We start from the raw sequence: 17,641 nt of genomic DNA, 5'->3' as shown, positions 1-17,641 counted from the left end.
TCATTGGCCGCCGCCCTCCCCGCCGACCAGCAGCTTGCGCTGGGGGGGCCCCCGGCCGGCCGGGCCCGCGCCGCCGAGGAACACCGGCCGGCGCTGGTTGACCCAGCGCTTGAGCCGGTTGGCGCCCGCCACATCGGCAAAGCGGGTGGTGTCGTACTCGTAGTGCAGGTGGCCGGCGCGGTTGAGCAACTCGAACTTGAGCCGGGCCAGCTGTGGCAGGTCGTCCTGGCTGAGCGCGCCATCGGCGAAGATCAGCTGCCGGGCGATCCGGCGCGCGTCGACCAGGCTCAGCCCGCGCAGGTTGTGCAGGATCTTCTGGACCGCCTCGTTGTCCACCTCCACGCGCCGCCCGCCGTTCTCGCGGGCATAGGCTTCGGCTTCCTCGCGCAGCATCTTCAGCAGCGCGTTGAGGTCGGGTAGGCGCGGGTTGAAGCGGGTGGCCAGCGCTTCCAGCTCGGCCGGCAGCTCGACCTTGGCCCCGACCAGCACCAGCACGTGGGCCTCGCAGTGCCGCCGCTGGATCAGGTCGCGCAGGGCGCGCTGGTGGCTGGCATAGCCCAGGTAGGGGTGGAAATCGAGCAGCAGATAAATACCGCGCTGCTCGGCCTGGCGGATCATCTGCAGGGCCGAACTGGCATCGGGCGGGCCGACCGGGTCGTCCTCGCGGTCCATGTCGATCCGGCGCAGGCCCTCGGTGATCGACCAGCGGTGCAGGGCCCGCCAGACATGCATCAGGGTCTGGCGGAACAGCTCCACCACCCGGCCCTCATCCTGGGTCTCGATGATGATCAGCGGGGTGTTGGCGCGGATCAGCGCGCTCAGGTCCTGTAGTTCGCTCATGCTGGCGGTCAGTCCATTGGAACCATCCACGATAGCAAAGCCGTGGCCGTCGGTTCTGGTTCAGCGCTGCGACTATCTCCGTCACAGGCGCCGGTGTAGGCTGCGGGAACGTTCCCCGGAAGCGAGGCTTGCATGAAGACGATCCTGGTGGCCGGTTCCAAGGGCGGGGTGGGCAAGACCACCGTCGCCACCCACCTGGCGGCGCATTCGGCATTGGAAGGCAAACGGACCGTCCTGGCCGATGCCGATCCCCAGGGCTCCAGCACCCGCTGGGCGCAACGCCGCTCGGTTCTGGAAAGCGCCGTGCTGCCGATCGACGTGTATCGCAAAAAGAGCTGGGAACGACTGGTTCCCGAGGGCACCGACGAGGTCATCATCGATGCTCCGGCCGGTGCGATGGCCGACGATATTCCGCATTTCCTTGATGTTGCCGATGCGGTGGTGGTCCCCGTGCTGCCCTCCGCGCTGGATATCGAAGCCATCGTCGGCTTCCTCAACAGCCTGTCGCGCGTGCCCCGCGTCCACAACCGCAGCCTGCCGGTCGGGTTGGTGCTCAACCGCACCAAACCCTGGACGCAGACCTCGCAACAGGCGATACAGATGTTGGCCGATTGGCCGTATGAGGTCGTCGCGCAGTTGCGCGACAGCCAAAGCTATGTGGTGATGGTCGGGCTCGGACGGAGTCTGTTCGACTACCGCTCGGCCCAGGTGCGCGAGCACCAGAATGACTGGGAGCCGCTGTTGAAGTGGCTGAAGAAAGCCTGACACGAGAGATCCCATGCGAGAACTGATACTGCTGCGTCACGCCCATGCTGAAACCGCCAGCACCGGCCAGGCCGATCTGGACCGCCCGCTGTCGCCGGTCGGTCTGGCCGAAGCCGAGGCCGCCGGCCGCTGGCTCAAGGAAAACAATCTGCTGCCGGACTGCGTGCTCTGCTCGCCGTCGCGGCGGACCCGCGAAACCCTGGAAGCCGTCCTGGGCATCACCGGCTTCGTCGAGAAGCGGCTGGAGGACGCCGTCTACGAGGCCACCCCCGGCACCCTGATGGGGTTGATCGATGCGCGCCGCGATGTGGACCGCCTGCTGGTGGTGGGCCATAACCCCGGCCTGGAGCAACTGGTTGCCCTGATGAGCGAGGGCACCAGCAGCGACTACCGCGGCATGCCGCCGGGCGGGATCGCGGTACTGGCCTTCGACCGTGAGGCCGCCATCGAGCCTGGCGTGGCCAGCCTGACCGCCTTCTGGTGGCCGTAAGCAGTGTGGGCAGTCCGTGCGACGTGGTTCGGGCTGCTGTTGATGGCAGGGGCGGTGCATGCCGCCCCGCCGTCGTCGGTACCGGCTCCGACCAGCCATGCCCTGGCCTTCGATACGGCCAGCTCGCGCTTCGGGTTTGAGATCCGCACGCGGCTGGGACAGCGCATCGAGGGCGTGTTCCCGCGCTTTGAAGGCAACATCGAGGTGCTCTCCGACGGTCGCCACCAGGTGCACCTGCGGATGTTCACCCGTTACGTGGAAATCCCCGGCAAACCCCGCTACACCGGCTGGATGCGCGGCGAGGAGTTCTTCGACTCGGCGCGCTACCCGGTGGTCGAGTTCGATTCACTGCCCTACTGGCCGGAGGTTGTGGACAAGGGCGGCAGCATCCAGGGCCGGCTGATCCTGCGCGGGGTCAGCCACCCGGAGACCCTGCGGGTCGAGCCGCCGGCCTGTGCCCGGGCCGGGTATGATTGCGATGTGGTCAGCCGCGGTACCGTCCAACGTGGCCGGTATGGAATGGACAGCTGGCAGTTAGCCCTGAGTGATCGAGTGACCTTTGTATTGCGTGCGCGTCTGAGCGAGGCGCCGAAACCGTGAACCCATTGCTGCGTCTGTTGGTGCTGGCAACGCTGTTGCTGGGCAGCGGCTGTGCCTCGCTGTCCAATGCCGAGCGTGACCGCGCGGCCGGCATCGCCGTGCAGGCGCGCTCGACCGTGGTCGACTGCGACCAGCCGGATCGCTGTGCGCTGGATTCGCCGCTGCGCGCCCTCGGTGGCCGTGCGTTCGCCGAATCCCACGCCGGCCAGCCGCGCCACTATGCCACCCTCCTGGACGAAGGCGAGGTCTCGCTGGTCGCGCGGTTGAACCTGATCCGCAGCGCCACCCGCAGCATCGACCTGCAGACCTACATCTTCGACAAGGACGACAGCGCCCGGCTGGTGCTGGACGAACTGCAGGCGGCCGCCCGCCGCGGGGTCAAGGTGCGCGTGCTGATCGACCAGCTCTCGGCGATCTCCGATCTGGAGATTCTCGGCGCCCTGTCCGGCAGCCATGCGAATTTTTCGCTGCGGGTCTACAACCCGACCTTCGGCAAGGCACGCCTGAACTACTTCGACTACGCCGCCAGCGTGGTCTGCTGCTTCCGCCGCTTCAACCAGCGCATGCACAACAAGCTGCTGGTGGTCGACGATGCGTTGGGCGTGGTCGGTGGGCGCAATTACCAGGACGACTATTACGACTGGGACAGTGAATACAACTTCCGCGACCGCGACGTGATCGTGGCCGGCCCGGAGGTGCGCGAGATGGCCGCCAACTTCGATGCCTTCTGGCGCGCGCCGCGCAGCGTGCCGGCCGAGCGTCTCAACGATGTGGGGCGAACATTGCTCCGCCAGGGCGTACCGGCCATGCCGCCGGCCGACTTCCGGCGGCCGGAGCGGGTCGAGCGGGTCAGCGAAGAAGCCAACGATCCGGAGTTCGTGCGGCGTACCTTCGTGGACACCGCCCTGCCGGTGGCCTCGGTGCAGTACGTCGCGGACCTGCCACGCAAACATCGCCGCGAACGCGCCAGCCAGCCGGCCAACGGCCAGCACGTGACCGAGCCGCAACTGGATGCGTTGATCGCCAGCGCGCAGTCCGAAGTGCTGCTGCAGACCCCCTATCTGGTCCTGTCCAAGCCGGCGCAGCAGCTGTTCCGCACCCTGCGCAAGCGCGAGCAGGCGCCGCGCGTGGTGGTCTCGACCAACAGCCTGGCCGCCACCGACAACCCGATCGTCTACGCGCTGTCCTACAAGTACAAACGCCGCAACCTGCGCGAGCTCGGCTTCAACATCTACGAGTTCAAGCCATTCCCGCTGGATGCGCCGGTGGATTACCGCAATCTGCTGCCCGCACCGCTGGGGAGCGAGGTGCCGCCGTCGCAGGGCAAGCGCAGCAGCCTGCTCGGTGGCAGCGCGGCCGGCAGCAATGCGCGCGGCAGCGCCGACAACCGTGCCAGCAGCGGCCCGCGTCGAGGGAGTGCCGATCGCAACAGCGCCAGCGGTCGCCGCCGCAGTACCGATGGCAGCGAAGTCGAGCGCCGCGTGCTGCGTGCCGAAACCCGGCCCTCATTCCTGGGCACCAAGGCGGTCAACAAGCCGCTGCCGGTCACCCGCAAGGGCGCGCGCATGGGCCTGCACGCCAAGTCGATGGTGGTGGACCGCCGCATCGGCGTGGTCGGCACGCACAACTTCGATCCGCGCAGTGAGAACTACAACACCGAAGGGGCGGTGATCATCGATGACCCGGTGTTCGCCGAGGCGCTGGCGCAGAGCATCCTGCGCGACATCCACCCGCAGAACTCCTGGGTGGTCGCGCCGCGTGCCAAGCCGCCGGTGCTGTCCGGCCTGAACTACAGCGTCGGCAAGGCCTCCGAGGCGTTGCCGGTGCTCGATTTCTGGCCGTGGCGCTACGCCACTGATTACGAATTCCAGCCCGGGCCCGCGTGCCCGGCTCCGCTCAAGCGGCAGGACCCGGCCTTCCACACCTGTTATGTCGCCGTCGGTGACTTCCCCGAAGTGAATGTCGGGCCGAAGTGGCTGCTGGTGCGCATGCTCACCGCCTTCGGCGCCGGGCTGGTCCCGATCCTGTAAGTCTGCAACCCCACGGAGAAGCTGCATGTCCCAGGTATTCCGCGACGCGGTGTCCATCGAAGCGCTCAACGCGCTCAGCCGCAACACGCTCATCGAGCACCTGGGCATCGCGTTCACCGCCGCCGGCGAGGACTGGATCAGCGCGACCATGCCGGTCGACGAACGCACCCGCCAGCCGTACGGCATCCTGCACGGTGGCGCCTCGGTGGTGCTGGCCGAAACCCTGGGCAGCAGCGCCGGCAATCTGTGCGTGGATACCACGCAGCAGGTCTGCGTGGGGCTGGAAATCAACGCCAACCACATCCGCGCCGTGCGCGCCGGCACCGTCACCGGCACCGCGCGTGCGGTGCATGTCGGGCGCAGCACCCAGGTCTGGGACATCCGCATCGAGGACGAGGCCGGCAAGCTGGTCTGCACCTCGCGGTTGACCCTGGCGGTGGTGCCCGCCGTGCGCCCGGGCTGATCGCGCGCATGGCACGGATGCTGTGTTGCGTGGCCCACCACAGTGCGCCGGCGCATGTGGGGACGGCCGTTGTGCCGCCGGTGGCCGTTGGCTTGACGGCTTGCGGCGGCTGGCTTGCGCACGCCATCGATTTGTCCGGATTCCGCTGGCAGAGCCTGCGGCGCTCGGGTATCGTTCGCGGATGAATTCCCCCACTCCGGCCTCACGTGGCGGCGTGGCGCGTGTGTGCCGTTACCTGTACCGCGTACCGCTGCTGCTGGTCCACCTGTTGCTGTTCCTGCCGATGCTGCTGATCGCCATGCTGCCGCCGTGGGGGCGCGTGCGCGTGGGCGAGCGCACTTTCGAACATGCGGCGGTGAACGCCTGGTCGGCCGGCCTGATGTGGATCTTCGGCTTTCGCCTGCACCGGATCGGCACGCCGCTGCCGGGTGCGGTGCTGTTCGTGGCCAACCATGTCAGCTGGGTCGATATCTCGATGCTGCACAGCCAGCGGATGATGGGCTTCGTGGCCAAGCAGGAGATCGCCGGCTGGCCGGTGGTCGGTTGGCTGGCCGCGCGCGGGCAGACCATTTTCCACCAGCGTGGCAGCACCGAATCGCTGGGTGGCGTGATGCAGGAAATGGTCGTGCGCCTGCGCGAAGGCAAGGCGGTCGGCGTGTTCCCCGAAGGGCGCACCCGCGGTGGCCATGAAGTCGGCCCGTTCCATGCGCGCATCTTCCAGGCCGCGGTCGAGACCCAGGTCCCGATCCAGCCGGTCGCGCTGCGCTATGGCTGGCGCGGTGACGCGCAGACCATTGTTGCGTTCGGCCCGAAAGAGAGTTTCTTCGCCAACTTCCTGCGTCTGCTGGGAGAGCCGGCACGGCGGGCCGAGGTCCACTTCCTCGCGCCCATTGATACCCACGATCTGGAAGGCCGTCGCCGCATCGCAGAAACCTCGCGTGCGCGCATCCTGGCGGCCATGTCCGCCGAGTAAGCGGTGGTGTTCCTTCACACGCCAGCGTCGCGGCCGGGAGCAGGCTCGCGCCCATGTTGACTGCTGCCGACTATCATCCCCCGCGTTGGCTGCGCAATCCGCACCTGCAGTCGATGCTCAGCTCCAGCCGGATGCGCATGCAGCGCGGCCTTGCACTGCTTGCGGCCACCGGCGCGCACACCGACGAACTCATTCTCGATGGCGGCGAAGGCGTCCGCCTGCAGGGCTGGCACAGCTATATCCAGGGGCGCCAGCCGATCGGCATGGCGTTGCTGCTGCATGGCTGGGAAGGCAGTGCCGAATCCAGCTACATGCGCATGACCGCCGCGCGGCTGCTGGAAGAGGGCTACGACGTGGTGCGGCTGAACTTCCGCGACCACGGCAACACCCACCATCTCAACCCCGGCATCTTCCACTCCAACCGCATCGATGAAGTGGTGCAGGCTGCCGGGGATATCGCCCGGCGCTGGCCCGAGCTGCCCCTGGTCGCGGCCGGCTATTCGCTGGGCGGCAACTTCGTGCTCCGCCTGGCACTGCGTGCGCCCTCGGCCGGCGTGCCGCTGCGCCGCGTGGCCTCGGTCTGCCCGGTGCTGGACCCGGCGATCACGATGGAAAGCATCGAGAACGGCCCGGCAATGTACGACTGGTACTTCCGGCGTAAATGGGCTGGCTCGCTGCGCCGCAAGCGCGATCTGTTTCCCGAGCTGAGCGACTGGGACGACCGTGTGCTCAAGCTGGACATCCGCGCGCTGACCGCCTGGCTGGTCGAGCACCACACCGAGTTCGGCTCGCTGCAGGCCTACTTCGATGGCTACTCCATCGCGGGTGATCGCCTGGCCGGGTTGCAGGTGCCGGCCGACATCCTGATGGCCCAGGACGATCCGGTGATCCCGTTCGCCACCTTCAACGGCTGGCGCCTGCCGGCCCATGCCCACCTGGAAATCGCCCCCTGGGGCGGCCACTGCGGCTTCCTGGAGAACTGGCGCGGCGATGGCTTCTCCGAGCGCTGGGTAGCCCAGCGGTTGCGGATCGAGGCCAATACGCCCGCCTGACCGGGCGTTCTGGCCGTCCGGCCCCGCTACAATCGGGGTTTGCCCTCGAGTTCGGACCGTCATGCAAGACCAGATTCTCCAAGCCCTGCGCCGCAATGCGGTGGACGATGCCGTGCAGCTGGCGCGCGAATGGACCACGGCCGAGCCGGAGCAGCCGCAGGCGCACCGCTGGTTGTCGCTGTCGCTGCAGCAGCAGGGCCAGTTCGATGACGCACTGGCCAGCCTGCAGCAGGCGCTGACGCTGGCGCCGGACAATTCCGACCTGCATCTGCAGCAGGCAGGCCTGCTGCTGGCCCTGCGCCAGTTCGATGCGGCCGGCTCGGCGCTGGACCGCACGGCCGAACTCAACCCCAATGAACTGTCCGCGTACGTGATGCAGGCGCATCTGGCGCTGGCCCGCAACGACGTGGATGAAGCCGATCGACTGACCCGGCTGGCGCTGCGCGTGGACGACGATCATCCGGAACTGGCCGCGCTGTCGGGCATGGTCGCGCTGCGCCGTGGCGAGGTGGATCGCGCGCTGGCCCAGCTCTCGGCAGCCAGCCAGGCGCTGCCCGATGACGCGCGTGTGTTGTATGCGCTCGGCTTCGCCTACCTTGGCAAAGACATGTTGGCCTTCGCCGAACAGGCCTTCCGCCGTGTGCTTGCCCTGAATCCGGCGACCACCGCCCTGCAGGGGCTGGTGGTCCAGCTCGCGCTGCGCCAAGGCAACCTGGAAAGCGCGTCGGACATGATGCACCAGGTGCTGGCTGCGCCCGGTGGCGACACCCCGGCCATGCGCCGTCTGGCCGGGGAGCTCGAACTGCAGGCCGGTCAGCCGTTGCAGGCGCTTGAGCACCTGTTGCCGGTGCTGGCGCAGTGGCCGTCCGATCGCCACACGCTGCAGATGCTGCTGATGGCCTGGCAGCGCCTGGGCCGCGAACAGCAGGCACGGGAGACGCTGGATGCGGCCTTGGCTGAGCACCCGGCCATCCATGATCTGTGGATGGCGCGCCTCACGGTCGAGCCCGTGGGGGGCCCGGAAGCGGTCGCCATCGGCGAGCGCTGGCTGCAGGCCATGCCCGAGCATCTGCCGGCGCTGGAGACGCGCCTGCGCCTGCACGACATGAACAACGAAGAAGACGCGGCCGAAGCCGTGGCCGAGCGCATCGTCGCGCTGGAGCCGGGCCGGGCATCGGGCGAAGTGCGACTGGTCGATGGCCTGCTCGCACGCGACCCGGCCGCCGCCATTGCGCGCGTGCAGGCGCTGCATGACAACGCACCTGAAGAAGCGAAGGCCGGGCTGCGCGCGTGGCTGGGGTCCGTCCAGGACCGTGCCGGCCAGTACCACGATGCGCTGCGGACGTGGGTGGACCTGCATGCGGCCGAGGCACCCCAGCGCCTGCCGCTGCCGCCGCAGGCCAAAGCCCCGCTGAGCTGGCCGGAGCTGGCGCCGGTGGCTGAGGACAATGCCGTCGCCCCGCTGTTCATCTGGGGGGCACCGGGCGCCGGGGTGGAGCGGGTGGTCGCCGCGATGGCAGCCGCCAGCCCGGTGATGCGCGGCGACCGTTTCGGGCCCACGCCGCCCAATGATCCCTTCCAGCGCTACCACACGCTGCAGGAACTCTCGACCGGCAAGCTCACCCCGGAAGCGCTGGTGGAGCAATGGCGCAGTCAGTTGCCGGCCCGGGGCATCGCCGACGGCGCGGTGATCGACTGGCTGCTGTGGTGGGACAACGCACTGCTGTGGGCGCTGCGCCCGCAGCTGCCGGAGGGCCGCCTGATCATCGTGCTGCGTGACCCGCGCGACATGCTGCTGGAGTGGATCGCCTTCAGCGCCCCGGCACCGCTCGCGGTGACCTCGGTGCACGAAGCGGCCGAATGGCTGGCGCGTTCGCTGGCTCAGGTTGCCACCCTGCACGAGCAGAACCTGTACCCGCACGCGCTGTTGAAGATCGACGACATCGGCAACGATCCGCAGGCGATGGCCGAGTACCTCGGCGCCCAGTTCGGCATGCGTTTCCCGCCGGCACCCACGCTTGGCCCGGCCCGCATGGCCCCGGGCCACTGGCGCGATTACCGCGATGAAATGGGCCCGGCCTTCGCGCTGCTGACCTCGGTCGCAGTGCGCCTGGGCTACCCGGAAGCGTGAGGAGACCGGTATGCATCTGAGCAGTGACAGCATCACCAACGGCCAGCCGATCGCCGCCACGTTCGCGGCCGGCACTGCCGAGGGCTTCGCGCCCAACCGCAACCCGCAGCTGGCCTGGCACGACGTGCCGGCCGGTACCCGTTCGTTCGCGCTGTTGTGCATCGACCCGGATGTGCCGACCGTGCCGGAGACGGTCGGCCGCCAGGATCGCACGGTGCCACGCGATCAGCCGCGTGCGCACTTCGCGCACTGGGCGATGGCCGATATCCCGGCCGACGTGCGCGAGCTCGCCGCGGGCAGCTGCAGCGATGGCTTCACCGTGGGGGGCAAGACCCAGCCGGCGGGCCCGGCAGGCAGCCGTCAGGGCCTGAACGATTTCACCGGCTGGTTTGCCGGCACTCCGGACATGGCCGGCCAGTACCTGGGTTATGACGGCCCCTACCCGCCGTTCAACGACGAGCGCGTGCACCGCTATTTCTTCCGTGTGTTCGCGCTGGACGTGGCGCAGCTGGCGCTGCCCACGCCGTTCACCGCCGCGGATGTGCTGCATGCGATGCACGGGCACGTGCTGGCCGAAGCCTCGCTGCATGGCACCTACACGTTGAATCCGGCGCTGGCCTGAGGTGAGGTGCCGACCATGGGTCGGCGCGCGCCCCGGTAGATTCCGACCGCTGACCGGTACGACGTGATCGGGAACCGGGCATTGCCCGGCACGACATGATGAAGAAGGGCGGCCCGTGGCCGCCCTTCTGCTTTCCTATTTCTTCTCGTTCGCGGACTCGACCACCATGTCCAGCACGTAGGCGTTGGACGAGGCATCGGCCGGCGGGTTGGCGATCGTGTAACGCTTCACGCGCACCACGTTGCGCACGCCGTCTTCGTGGGTGTAGCCCTCGATGACGTCGTAGAAGTTCTGCCACTCCCCCGGCTCGCCCTGCTTGATGCCGTTGGCGTCGTAGCGGATCTCGCGGGTCTGCAGGCACTGCTTGTCGCGGATCATCGGGTGCGGGCACGGCTTGGTCTGCGCGGCCACTTCCAGGAACACCGTTTCGCCTTCGCCGCCGTAGCGGGTTTCCGCGGTCGGCTCCGGGGTGAACACCAGCACATCGCCCTTGGTGGTGCGCAGGGTCAGCTGGCCGGCATCGCCCAGTTCGGTCTTGAGCGCGCCTTCCAGGCGGCTGCTGACGGCCTGGTCCAGCTCCATCAGGTTCTTGTCCGTGCAGGCCATCATGGTCGAGGCCATCGGCGAGAGGGTCAGCGAACCATCGGCCAGCGTGTAGCCGCCGCCCATGCGGTTGCAGGTGTTGCTGATCGCGATGCGGTCATCCTTGAAATCCAGCGTGACCGGCGTGTCGGCGCGGGCGAACAGCGCATCGATGCGCTTGCCGCTGGCATCGGTGGCCGAATCCAGGCGCCAATGGCTGCCCTGAAGGCGCTGCATGTCCAGACGGGCCACGGCGGCCTGGTCGGCGGCGGCGGTCGGTGCCGGGGCGAGGTCATCGCGGCCGGCCGGGGCGGTGGAGGGGTTGCTGCAGGCGGCCATCAGGGCCAGCGGCAGCATCAGCATCAGGGTGCGTTTCATGTACATCTCCTTGGGAACCTGGGGAAAAACGCCGGCGCATCCACAACGGGGTTGTGCCAGCGCCGGGCCGTTCAGTTGCCAGCCGGCAACCAGAGCAGCAATGCCGCGCCCAGCGCGATGCGGTAAACCGCGAACGCCGTGAACCGGTGCGACTTGATGTAGCCCAGCAACCACTTCACTACGATGAAGCCGGTGACGACCGCGGCAAGGAAGGCCACGCCCACATCGGTCCAGTTCTCGCTGGCAAGCTTGCCGTCCTTGGCCAGTTCCAGGAAGGCATAGCCGCTGGCGGCGAACATGGTCGGGATGCCCACCAGGAACACGAACTCGGTGGCCTTCGCGCGGCGGCTCAGGCCGAACAGCATCGCGATGAAGATCGCCGCCGCCGAACGCGAGGTCCCCGGGAACACACCGGCCACCACCTGCGCCACGCCCACCAGGATGGCGACCTTCCAGGTCACCTCATCGCGCTCGGGCAGGCGCGCGGTGTAGGCCTCCACCAGGAGCATCCAGAGGCCACCGATGATCAGCGCCCAGGCCACCGGCGTGACCGTCTCGGGCAGCTCCCAGCCGGCCAGGCGGACCGGCAGGCCCACCACGGCGGTCACCAGGAAGGCAGTCCCCAACTTGAGCACGTAATCGCGGTTGGCGCGTTCATGCAGGCCGGTGGCCAGGGTCCACAGCCGCTGCCGGAACACCAGCGTGATCGCCAGGATCGCGCCGGCCTGGATGATGATGTTGAAGAAGTCTGAGCGTGCGCCCAGCCAGTGCTGGGCGATCAGCAGATGGCCGGTGCTGGAGATCGGCAGGAATTCGGTGAGGCCTTCAAGAATGCCCAGAAGGAGGGCGGAGAGCAGGTCGGACATCGGCGGTACTGGAGCTCGCGCAGGGGTGGAATCGGGCAGCGGCGACAGCCGGACGCTGTGGCCAACGTCGCCTGTCGACGGCCCGTGGGCGTAAAGCATAGTGCATCCCGCATCGCACCAAAGGTGTGCATGGTGCAGCGTTTGCACTGCTTTGGTGCGTTCGCGCACGCGCCGCGAGGCGCGCCCGCCCAGTGAAATCAAGGATTTGTGAACGCGGAAAAGTTGGCACGGGGTTTGCTGTATCTACATACGCAATCACCCATCTGAGGTTTCACCGATGTCCGTGGAAAATGTTGAGAAGCTGATCAAGGACAACCAGATCGAGTTCATCGACCTGCGTTTCGTCGATATGCGTGGTATCGAGCAGCACGTCACCTTCCCGGTCAGCATCGTGGAGCCGTCGCTGTTTGAAGAAGGCAAGATGTTCGATGGCAGCTCGATCGCCGGCTGGAAGGGCATCAACGAGTCGGACATGGTGCTGCTGCCGGATCCGTCCAGCGCCTACATCGACCCGTTCTACGCCGACCCGACCCTGGTCATCAGCTGCGACATCCTCGATCCGGCCACCATGCAGCCGTACGGCCGCTGCCCGCGCGGCATCGCCAAGCGTGCCGAGGCCTACCTGAAGTCCTCCGGCATCGCCGAGCAGGCCTTCTTCGGCCCGGAGCCGGAGTTCTTCATCTTCGATTCGGTCCGCTTCGCCAACGACATGGGCCACACCTTCTTCAAGATCGATTCCGAAGAAGCGGCCTGGAGCACCGGTGACAAGTACGATGGCGCCAACAGCGGCTACCGTCCTGCCGTGAAGGGCGGCTACTTCCCGGTCCCGCCGACCGATTCGCTGCACGACCTGCGTGCGGAAATGTGCAAGACGCTGGAACAGGTCGGCATCGAAGTGGAAGTGCAGCATCATGAAGTGGCCACTGCCGGCCAGTGCGAGATCGGCACCAAGTTCAGCACCCTGGTGCAGAAGGCCGATGAACTGCTGCGCATGAAGCACGTCATCAAGAACGTCGCCCACCGCAACGGCAAGACCGCCACCTTCATGCCCAAGCCGCTGGTCGGCGACAACGGCAGCGGCATGCACGTGCACCAGTCGCTCTCCAAGGGCGGCACCAACCTGTTCTCCGGTGACGGCTACGGCGGCCTGAGCCAGCTGGCGCTGTGGTACATCGGCGGCATCTTCAAGCACGCCAAGGCGATCAATGCCTTCGCCAACTCCGGCACCAACAGCTACAAGCGCCTGGTGCCGGGCTTTGAAGCCCCGGTGATGCTGGCCTACTCGGCCCGCAACCGCTCCGCCTCGTGCCGCATTCCGTGGGTGTCCAACCCGAAGGCGCGCCGCATCGAAATGCGCTTCCCCGATCCGATCCAGTCCGGCTACCTGACCTTCACCGTGCTGATGATGGCCGGCCTGGACGGCATCAAGAACCAGATCGACCCGGGCGCCCCGAGCGACAAGGATCTGTACGACCTGCCGCCGGAAGAAGAGAAGCTGATCCCGCAGGTCTGCTCCTCGCTGGACCAGGCCCTGGAAGCGCTGGACAAGGACCGCGAGTTCCTCAAGGCAGGTGGCGTGATGAGCGACGATTTCATCGATGGCTACATCGCGCTGAAGATGCAGGAAGTCACCAAGTTCCGCGCGGCGACCCATCCGCTTGAGTACCAGATGTACTACGCGAACTGAGCAACAGGTGACGATGACGAAGGATTTCCCTCCCACCCTTCGTCATCGTCGCCGCCTTGGCGGCTGGGGAGCCGGCAAAGCACGTCGTAGAGCGGACCGTTGGTCCGCTGCACCACCAGGGGCAAGAGAGACCGGACGCGTCATGGGCCCTTCCTCCCTCCCGCGTCACCGCTGGCGTCGCCCTTCGGGCGTCGGCATCGGCGTGGCCCATGCAACGTTCGGCGCAACGACCGGCGGCCATGTGCAAGTGGCCGCCGGTTGACCTGACATCGGCCCCACGCGGGCCGGTTCCATCCACCATCGGGATATGCGCATGAAATTGATCTCCGCCATCATCCGGCCGTTCAAGCTCGACGAGGTCCGCGAGGCCCTCTCCGACGCTGGCGTGTCGGGCATCACCGTGACCGAAGTCAAAGGCTTCGGGCGCCAGAAGGGCCACACCGAGTTGTATCGCGGCGCGGAGTACGTCGTGGATTTCCTGCCGAAGATCAAGATCGAGACCGTCGTGACCGACGATCGCCTGGAGGCCGTGGTCGAGGCCATCCAGACCGCAGCCGGCACCGGCAAGATCGGCGACGGCAAGATCTTTGTCACCGCGGTCGAACAGGTCGTCCGCATCCGCACCGGCGAAATCGGCGCTGACGCGCTCTAACCCCACTCGGAGCCCACAATGAAGACCTCTTTGTTCACCGGGTGGCAAGCCCGGTTCCATGCCGTGTGCCTGATGATGTTGCTCAGCGCGTTGGCCGTTGGTGCCTTCTCCAGCAGCGCGCACGCCCAGGCGCAGGTCACGCCGGTACCCTCGGAGACGGTCGCGGTCGAGCCGCTGCCGGCCACGCCCGGGGCCACCGCCGCGCCGGTTGCAGAAGCGGCCGCCGCCACGTTCGATCACGGCGATGTCGCCTGGATGCTCACCTCCACCTTGCTGGTGCTGCTGATGGTGGTGCCGGGCCTGGCCCTGTTCTACGGCGGCCTGGTCCGCTCCAAGAACGTGCTGTCCATCCTCAGCCAGATCCTGGTGGTGTTCTCGCTGGTGCTGATGCTGTGGGTGGCCTATGGCTACAGCGCGGTGTTCAGTGAAGGCAACGCCTTCTTCGGCTCGTTCACCCAGTTCGCCTTCCTCAAGGGCTTCGGCCCGGACACCGTCGGCAACACGCCGATCGCCGGCCTGCCGGATTATCTGTTCGTCGCCTTCCAGTCGACCTTCGCCGGCATCACCACCGCCCTGATCGTCGGTGCGTTCGCCGAGCGCATCAAGTTCAAGGCCGTGCTGCTGTTCTCGGCCCTGTGGTTCACCCTGAGCTACATCCCGATGGCGCACATCGTGTGGGGCGGCGGCTATCTCGGTGAGATGGGTGCGATCGATTTCGCCGGTGGCACCGTGGTCCACATCAATGCCGGCGTGGCGGGCCTGGTGGGCGCGTACTTCGTCGGCAAGCGCATCGGCTACGGCCAGACCGCACTGAAGCCGCACAACGTGCCGTTCACCTACATCGGCGCGATGCTGCTGTGGGTGGGCTGGTTCGGCTTCAACGCCGGCTCGGCCGCCGCCGCCGACACCGTCGCCTCGCTGGCCTTCATCAACACCATCCTCGCCACCGCCGCTGCGGTGCTGGGCTGGACCCTGGTCGAAGCGGTCAGCAAGGGCAAGCCGTCCGCGCTGGGTGCTGCCTCCGGCGCCGTGGCCGGCCTGGTCGGCATCACCCCGGCCTGCGGCACCGTGGGCCCGCTGGGCGCGATCGTGATCGGCCTGGTCGCCGGCGTGGTCTGCGTCTGGGGCGTCACCGGTCTCAAGCGCCTGCTCAAGGTCGATGACACCGCCGACGTGTTCGGTGTGCACGGCATCGGCGGCATCGTCGGGGCACTGCTCACCGGTGTGTTCAGTGCGCAATCGCTGGGCGGCACCAAGGCCGATCTGGACATCGGCCACCAGGTCTGGGTGCAGCTGGTCAGCGTCGGCTTCACCATCGTCTGGTGTGCCGTGGCCACCGTGCTGATCCTGCTGGTGGTGCGCATGGTGTTCGGCCTGCGCGTCACCGAAGAAGCCGAGCGCACCGGCCTGGATGTCACCTCGCACGGCGAATCGGCCTACGAGGCCTGAGCCGCGCGATGCCGCATTAGAAACGAGAGAGAGCTGCTTCACCTTCGCCGGCGGCCTTCGGGTCGCCGGCTTTTTTGTGGGCGGCCCATAAGCCAACATGCCCTGACCGGCGTCACGCTTTCACGCGCGCGTTTTCACACACGATCCGACCAACGGTCATTTCCAACCCTGTTTCCGGCGGCCCGATTGGCTTACAGTGCGCGCGCCAGCGGCCATCGCGTCGGCTGGCCCGGATTCTTTCCAAGGAAGAGCGTAATCGTGCAACAGGGACGTAATGAACGCAGCCGTGCGCTGCGCTGGCGACTGACTGTGGGTGTTGCAGTGGCCATGGGCTGCCTGCCGGCCGCCGTGTGCGCGCAGGTTGCCCCACCGGATCAGGAACTGCTGCGCCAGCAGGAACGCGAGCGGGCCCTGCGTGAACAGCAGGAGACCACACCGGACGTGCGCCTCCAGGCCGCGCCGGAAGAGGCGGTGGGTCGCCTGCCGGCTGCCGAATCGCCGTGCTTCCCGATCCAGCGCATCGTGCTGGAGGGGGAGCTGGCCGATCGCTTCCGCTGGTCACTGCGCGCGGCTGATCCGAGCGACGATCCGGCCACCGGCCGTTGCCTGGGCACCGGCGGCGTGGACATCGTGATCAAGCGCATGCAGAACGCGATCATCGCGCGGGGCTATGTGACCACCCGCATCCTGGCCGCACCGCAGGACCTGAAGACCGGCACGCTGACCCTCACCGTGGTGCCGGGTCGCATCAACGCCGTCCGCTTCGCCAGCGAGGAAGGGCGTACGCCCGCCCTGTGGAATGCGTTGGCGGTGGGCCCGGGCGATGTGCTCAACCTGCGCGATATCGAACAGGCGCTGGAGAATCTGCAGCGCGTGCCGACCGCCGCAGTCGACATCCAGATCGCCCCACCGCAGGAGGGCGCACAGGACAAGCCCGGTGAAAGCGACCTGGTCATCAGCTGGGCGCAGCGCACACCGGTGCGCGTGAGCCTGACCCTGGATGACGCCGGCAGCCAGTCCACCGGCAAGCTGCAGGCCGGCGCCACGCTGTCGCTGGACAACCTGGCCGGGCTGAGCGACCTGTTTTACTTCAATGCGGGCAAATCCGTGTTCAACGGCAGCGACCGGGGCACCGACAGCTGGTCCACGCACTACAGCGTGCCGCTGGGTGGGTGGCTGCTGGGTGCCAACGCCAGCGAATACGACTACCAGCAGACCGTGGCCGGTGCCTACGAGAGTTATGAGTACAGCGGCTCCAGCCGCAATGCCGAGCTGCGCCTGACCCGCATGCTGTTCCGCAATGCGCATGCCAAGACCAGCATGCATGCGCGCGGCTGGTACCGCGAATCGGACAACTTCATCGACGACACCGAGATCCTCGTGCAGCGCCGGCGCATGGCCGGGTGGGAGCTGGGGATGGCGCACCGCCACTTCATCGGCAAGGCCACGCTGGATGCGAACCTGGCCTACCGCCGCGGCACCGGGGCGTTCAACGCGCTGCAGGCACCAGAAGAGGGCTTTGGCGAAGGCACCGCGCGCGGCAAGGTGGTGACCGCCGATGCGCAGCTCACCGTGCCGATGCAATGGGGCCGCCAGGCACTGCGCTACACCGGCAGCTGGCGCGCGCAGTGGAACCGTTCGCGGCTGGTGCCGCAGGACCGCTTCTCCATCGGCGGCCGCTACACCGTGCGCGGCTTCGACGGGGAGCTCTCGCTCACCGGTGAGCGCGGCTGGCTGCTGCGCAATGAGCTGGCCGTCGCCATGGGCGGCGGTGTCGAAAGCTTCGTGGCCGTGGACCATGGCCAGGTGGGCGGCCCCTCGACCGAGTGGCTGCTCGGCGACCGCCTCACCGGCATGGCGCTGGGCCTGCGTGGCGGCTCGCGACACGTGCAATGGGAAGGCTTCGTCGGCAGCCCGCTGCACAAGCCCGATGGCTTCCAGACCGCCTACACCACGTTTGGCATGAACCTCGGCGTCTCGTTCTGACGCCAGCTGTACGGCCCTGGGCGCCCCCGGGGCGCGCGGCCCCCCCCCCCCCGGAAAAGGATCCACCCCGGGGCG

15 protein-coding genes and 1 pseudogene are annotated in these 17,641 nt (G+C 67.7%); 13 read left to right on the top strand and 3 right to left on the bottom strand.

Annotation, left to right across the window (positions count from 1 at the left end):
- Positions 1 to 3: 3 nt before the first annotated feature.
- Positions 4 to 840 (bottom strand): annotated as a pseudogene (locus QMX81_RS16455) (ATPase); the annotation flags it as partial.
- Positions 841 to 972: 132 nt separating this feature from the next.
- Here QMX81_RS16455 and QMX81_RS16450 point away from each other — a divergent pair.
- From QMX81_RS16450 to QMX81_RS16410, 9 genes are all read left to right on the top strand, one after another.
- Positions 973 to 1,605 carry a ParA family protein gene (locus QMX81_RS16450; RefSeq protein WP_121043973.1) on the top strand — a complete coding sequence of 211 codons (633 nt, stop codon included), beginning with the start codon at positions 973 to 975 and terminating at the stop codon, positions 1,603 to 1,605.
- Between the two features lie 13 nt (positions 1,606 to 1,618).
- Positions 1,619 to 2,095, top strand: coding sequence for a histidine phosphatase family protein (locus tag QMX81_RS16445; protein ID WP_121043976.1), 477 nt, complete (start codon positions 1,619 to 1,621; stop codon positions 2,093 to 2,095).
- 42 nt (positions 2,096 to 2,137) lie between these two features.
- Entirely contained in the window at positions 2,138 to 2,695 is a 558-nt protein-coding gene (locus QMX81_RS16440) for a YceI family protein (protein WP_259462215.1), read from the top strand.
- Complete coding sequence (locus QMX81_RS16435; RefSeq protein ID WP_121043982.1) at positions 2,692 to 4,725, top strand: phospholipase D family protein; 2,034 nt, start codon at positions 2,692 to 2,694, stop codon at positions 4,723 to 4,725. Before QMX81_RS16440 ends, QMX81_RS16435 begins: the two co-directional genes overlap by 4 nt.
- Positions 4,726 to 4,750: 25 nt before the next feature.
- On the top strand, positions 4,751 to 5,188 hold the full coding sequence (locus tag QMX81_RS16430) for a hotdog fold thioesterase (RefSeq protein WP_121043984.1): 438 nt from the start codon (positions 4,751 to 4,753) through the stop codon (positions 5,186 to 5,188).
- Positions 5,189 to 5,369: 181 nt separating this feature from the next.
- The gene (locus QMX81_RS16425) at positions 5,370 to 6,161 is read left to right on the top strand and encodes a lysophospholipid acyltransferase family protein (protein ID WP_121043987.1); all 792 of its coding nucleotides are present in this window, start codon (positions 5,370 to 5,372) and stop codon (positions 6,159 to 6,161) included.
- 56 nt (positions 6,162 to 6,217) lie between these two features.
- On the top strand, positions 6,218 to 7,213 hold the full coding sequence (locus tag QMX81_RS16420) for an alpha/beta fold hydrolase (protein WP_183073831.1): 996 nt from the start codon (positions 6,218 to 6,220) through the stop codon (positions 7,211 to 7,213).
- A gap of 61 nt (positions 7,214 to 7,274) precedes the next feature.
- Positions 7,275 to 9,344, top strand: coding sequence for a tetratricopeptide repeat protein (locus tag QMX81_RS16415; RefSeq protein ID WP_282263081.1), 2,070 nt, complete (start codon positions 7,275 to 7,277; stop codon positions 9,342 to 9,344).
- 10 nt (positions 9,345 to 9,354) lie between these two features.
- Entirely contained in the window at positions 9,355 to 9,966 is a 612-nt protein-coding gene (locus QMX81_RS16410; protein ID WP_121043995.1) for a YbhB/YbcL family Raf kinase inhibitor-like protein, read from the top strand.
- 135 nt (positions 9,967 to 10,101) lie between these two features.
- Here the strand turns inward: QMX81_RS16410 and QMX81_RS16405 are convergent, their stop codons facing one another.
- Positions 10,102 to 10,926: an META and DUF4377 domain-containing protein gene (locus QMX81_RS16405; RefSeq protein ID WP_282263077.1), complete on the bottom strand. Its 825-nt coding sequence runs from the start codon at positions 10,924 to 10,926 to the stop codon at positions 10,102 to 10,104.
- A 71-nt stretch (positions 10,927 to 10,997) separates the two neighbouring features.
- The gene (locus QMX81_RS16400) at positions 10,998 to 11,792 is read right to left on the bottom strand and encodes an undecaprenyl-diphosphate phosphatase (protein WP_121044001.1); all 795 of its coding nucleotides are present in this window, start codon (positions 11,790 to 11,792) and stop codon (positions 10,998 to 11,000) included.
- Between the two features lie 277 nt (positions 11,793 to 12,069).
- Between QMX81_RS16400 and glnA the strand changes: the two genes are divergently transcribed.
- The 4 genes from glnA (at position 12,070) to QMX81_RS16380 (ending at position 17,566) form a co-directional block, all read left to right on the top strand.
- Entirely contained in the window at positions 12,070 to 13,479 is a 1,410-nt protein-coding gene (gene glnA / locus QMX81_RS16395) for a type I glutamate--ammonia ligase (protein WP_121044004.1), read from the top strand.
- Between the two features lie 313 nt (positions 13,480 to 13,792).
- Complete coding sequence (locus QMX81_RS16390) at positions 13,793 to 14,131, top strand: P-II family nitrogen regulator (RefSeq protein WP_019184907.1); 339 nt, start codon at positions 13,793 to 13,795, stop codon at positions 14,129 to 14,131.
- 18 nt (positions 14,132 to 14,149) lie between these two features.
- Positions 14,150 to 15,580: an ammonium transporter gene (gene amt / locus QMX81_RS16385; protein WP_121044007.1), complete on the top strand. Its 1,431-nt coding sequence runs from the start codon at positions 14,150 to 14,152 to the stop codon at positions 15,578 to 15,580.
- Between the two features lie 327 nt (positions 15,581 to 15,907).
- Positions 15,908 to 17,566: a ShlB/FhaC/HecB family hemolysin secretion/activation protein gene (locus QMX81_RS16380; RefSeq protein ID WP_183073832.1), complete on the top strand. Its 1,659-nt coding sequence runs from the start codon at positions 15,908 to 15,910 to the stop codon at positions 17,564 to 17,566.
- Positions 17,567 to 17,641: the final 75 nt, after the last annotated feature.

Origin of the sequence: Stenotrophomonas sp. PS02301 (assembly GCF_029959485.1) — a bacterium.
GTDB lineage: Bacteria > Pseudomonadota > Gammaproteobacteria > Xanthomonadales > Xanthomonadaceae > Stenotrophomonas > Stenotrophomonas maltophilia_Z.
The sequence above is the reverse complement of the archived record's forward strand: the minus strand, read 5'-3'. Positions and strand labels throughout refer to the sequence as shown.

Excerpts from the sequence above, each read along its gene's own strand:
- QMX81_RS16450 (WP_121043973.1), top strand. The coding sequence starts at position 973 with ATGAAGACGATCCTGGTGGCCGGTTCCAAGGGCGGGGTGGGCAAGACC.
- QMX81_RS16445 (WP_121043976.1), top strand. The coding sequence starts at position 1,619 with ATGCGAGAACTGATACTGCTGCGTCACGCCCATGCTGAAACCGCCAGC.
- QMX81_RS16440 (WP_259462215.1), top strand. The coding sequence starts at position 2,138 with ATGGCAGGGGCGGTGCATGCCGCCCCGCCGTCGTCGGTACCGGCTCCG.
- QMX81_RS16430 (WP_121043984.1), top strand. The coding sequence starts at position 4,751 with ATGTCCCAGGTATTCCGCGACGCGGTGTCCATCGAAGCGCTCAACGCG.
- QMX81_RS16425 (WP_121043987.1), top strand. The coding sequence starts at position 5,370 with ATGAATTCCCCCACTCCGGCCTCACGTGGCGGCGTGGCGCGTGTGTGC.
- QMX81_RS16415 (WP_282263081.1), top strand. The coding sequence starts at position 7,275 with ATGCAAGACCAGATTCTCCAAGCCCTGCGCCGCAATGCGGTGGACGAT.
- QMX81_RS16410 (WP_121043995.1), top strand. The coding sequence starts at position 9,355 with ATGCATCTGAGCAGTGACAGCATCACCAACGGCCAGCCGATCGCCGCC.
- QMX81_RS16405 (WP_282263077.1), bottom strand. The coding sequence starts at position 10,926 with ATGAAACGCACCCTGATGCTGATGCTGCCGCTGGCCCTGATGGCCGCC.
- QMX81_RS16400 (WP_121044001.1), bottom strand. The coding sequence starts at position 11,792 with ATGTCCGACCTGCTCTCCGCCCTCCTTCTGGGCATTCTTGAAGGCCTC.
- glnA (WP_121044004.1), top strand. The coding sequence starts at position 12,070 with ATGTCCGTGGAAAATGTTGAGAAGCTGATCAAGGACAACCAGATCGAG.
- QMX81_RS16390 (WP_019184907.1), top strand. The coding sequence starts at position 13,793 with ATGAAATTGATCTCCGCCATCATCCGGCCGTTCAAGCTCGACGAGGTC.
- amt (WP_121044007.1), top strand. The coding sequence starts at position 14,150 with ATGAAGACCTCTTTGTTCACCGGGTGGCAAGCCCGGTTCCATGCCGTG.
- QMX81_RS16380 (WP_183073832.1), top strand. The coding sequence starts at position 15,908 with ATGGGCTGCCTGCCGGCCGCCGTGTGCGCGCAGGTTGCCCCACCGGAT.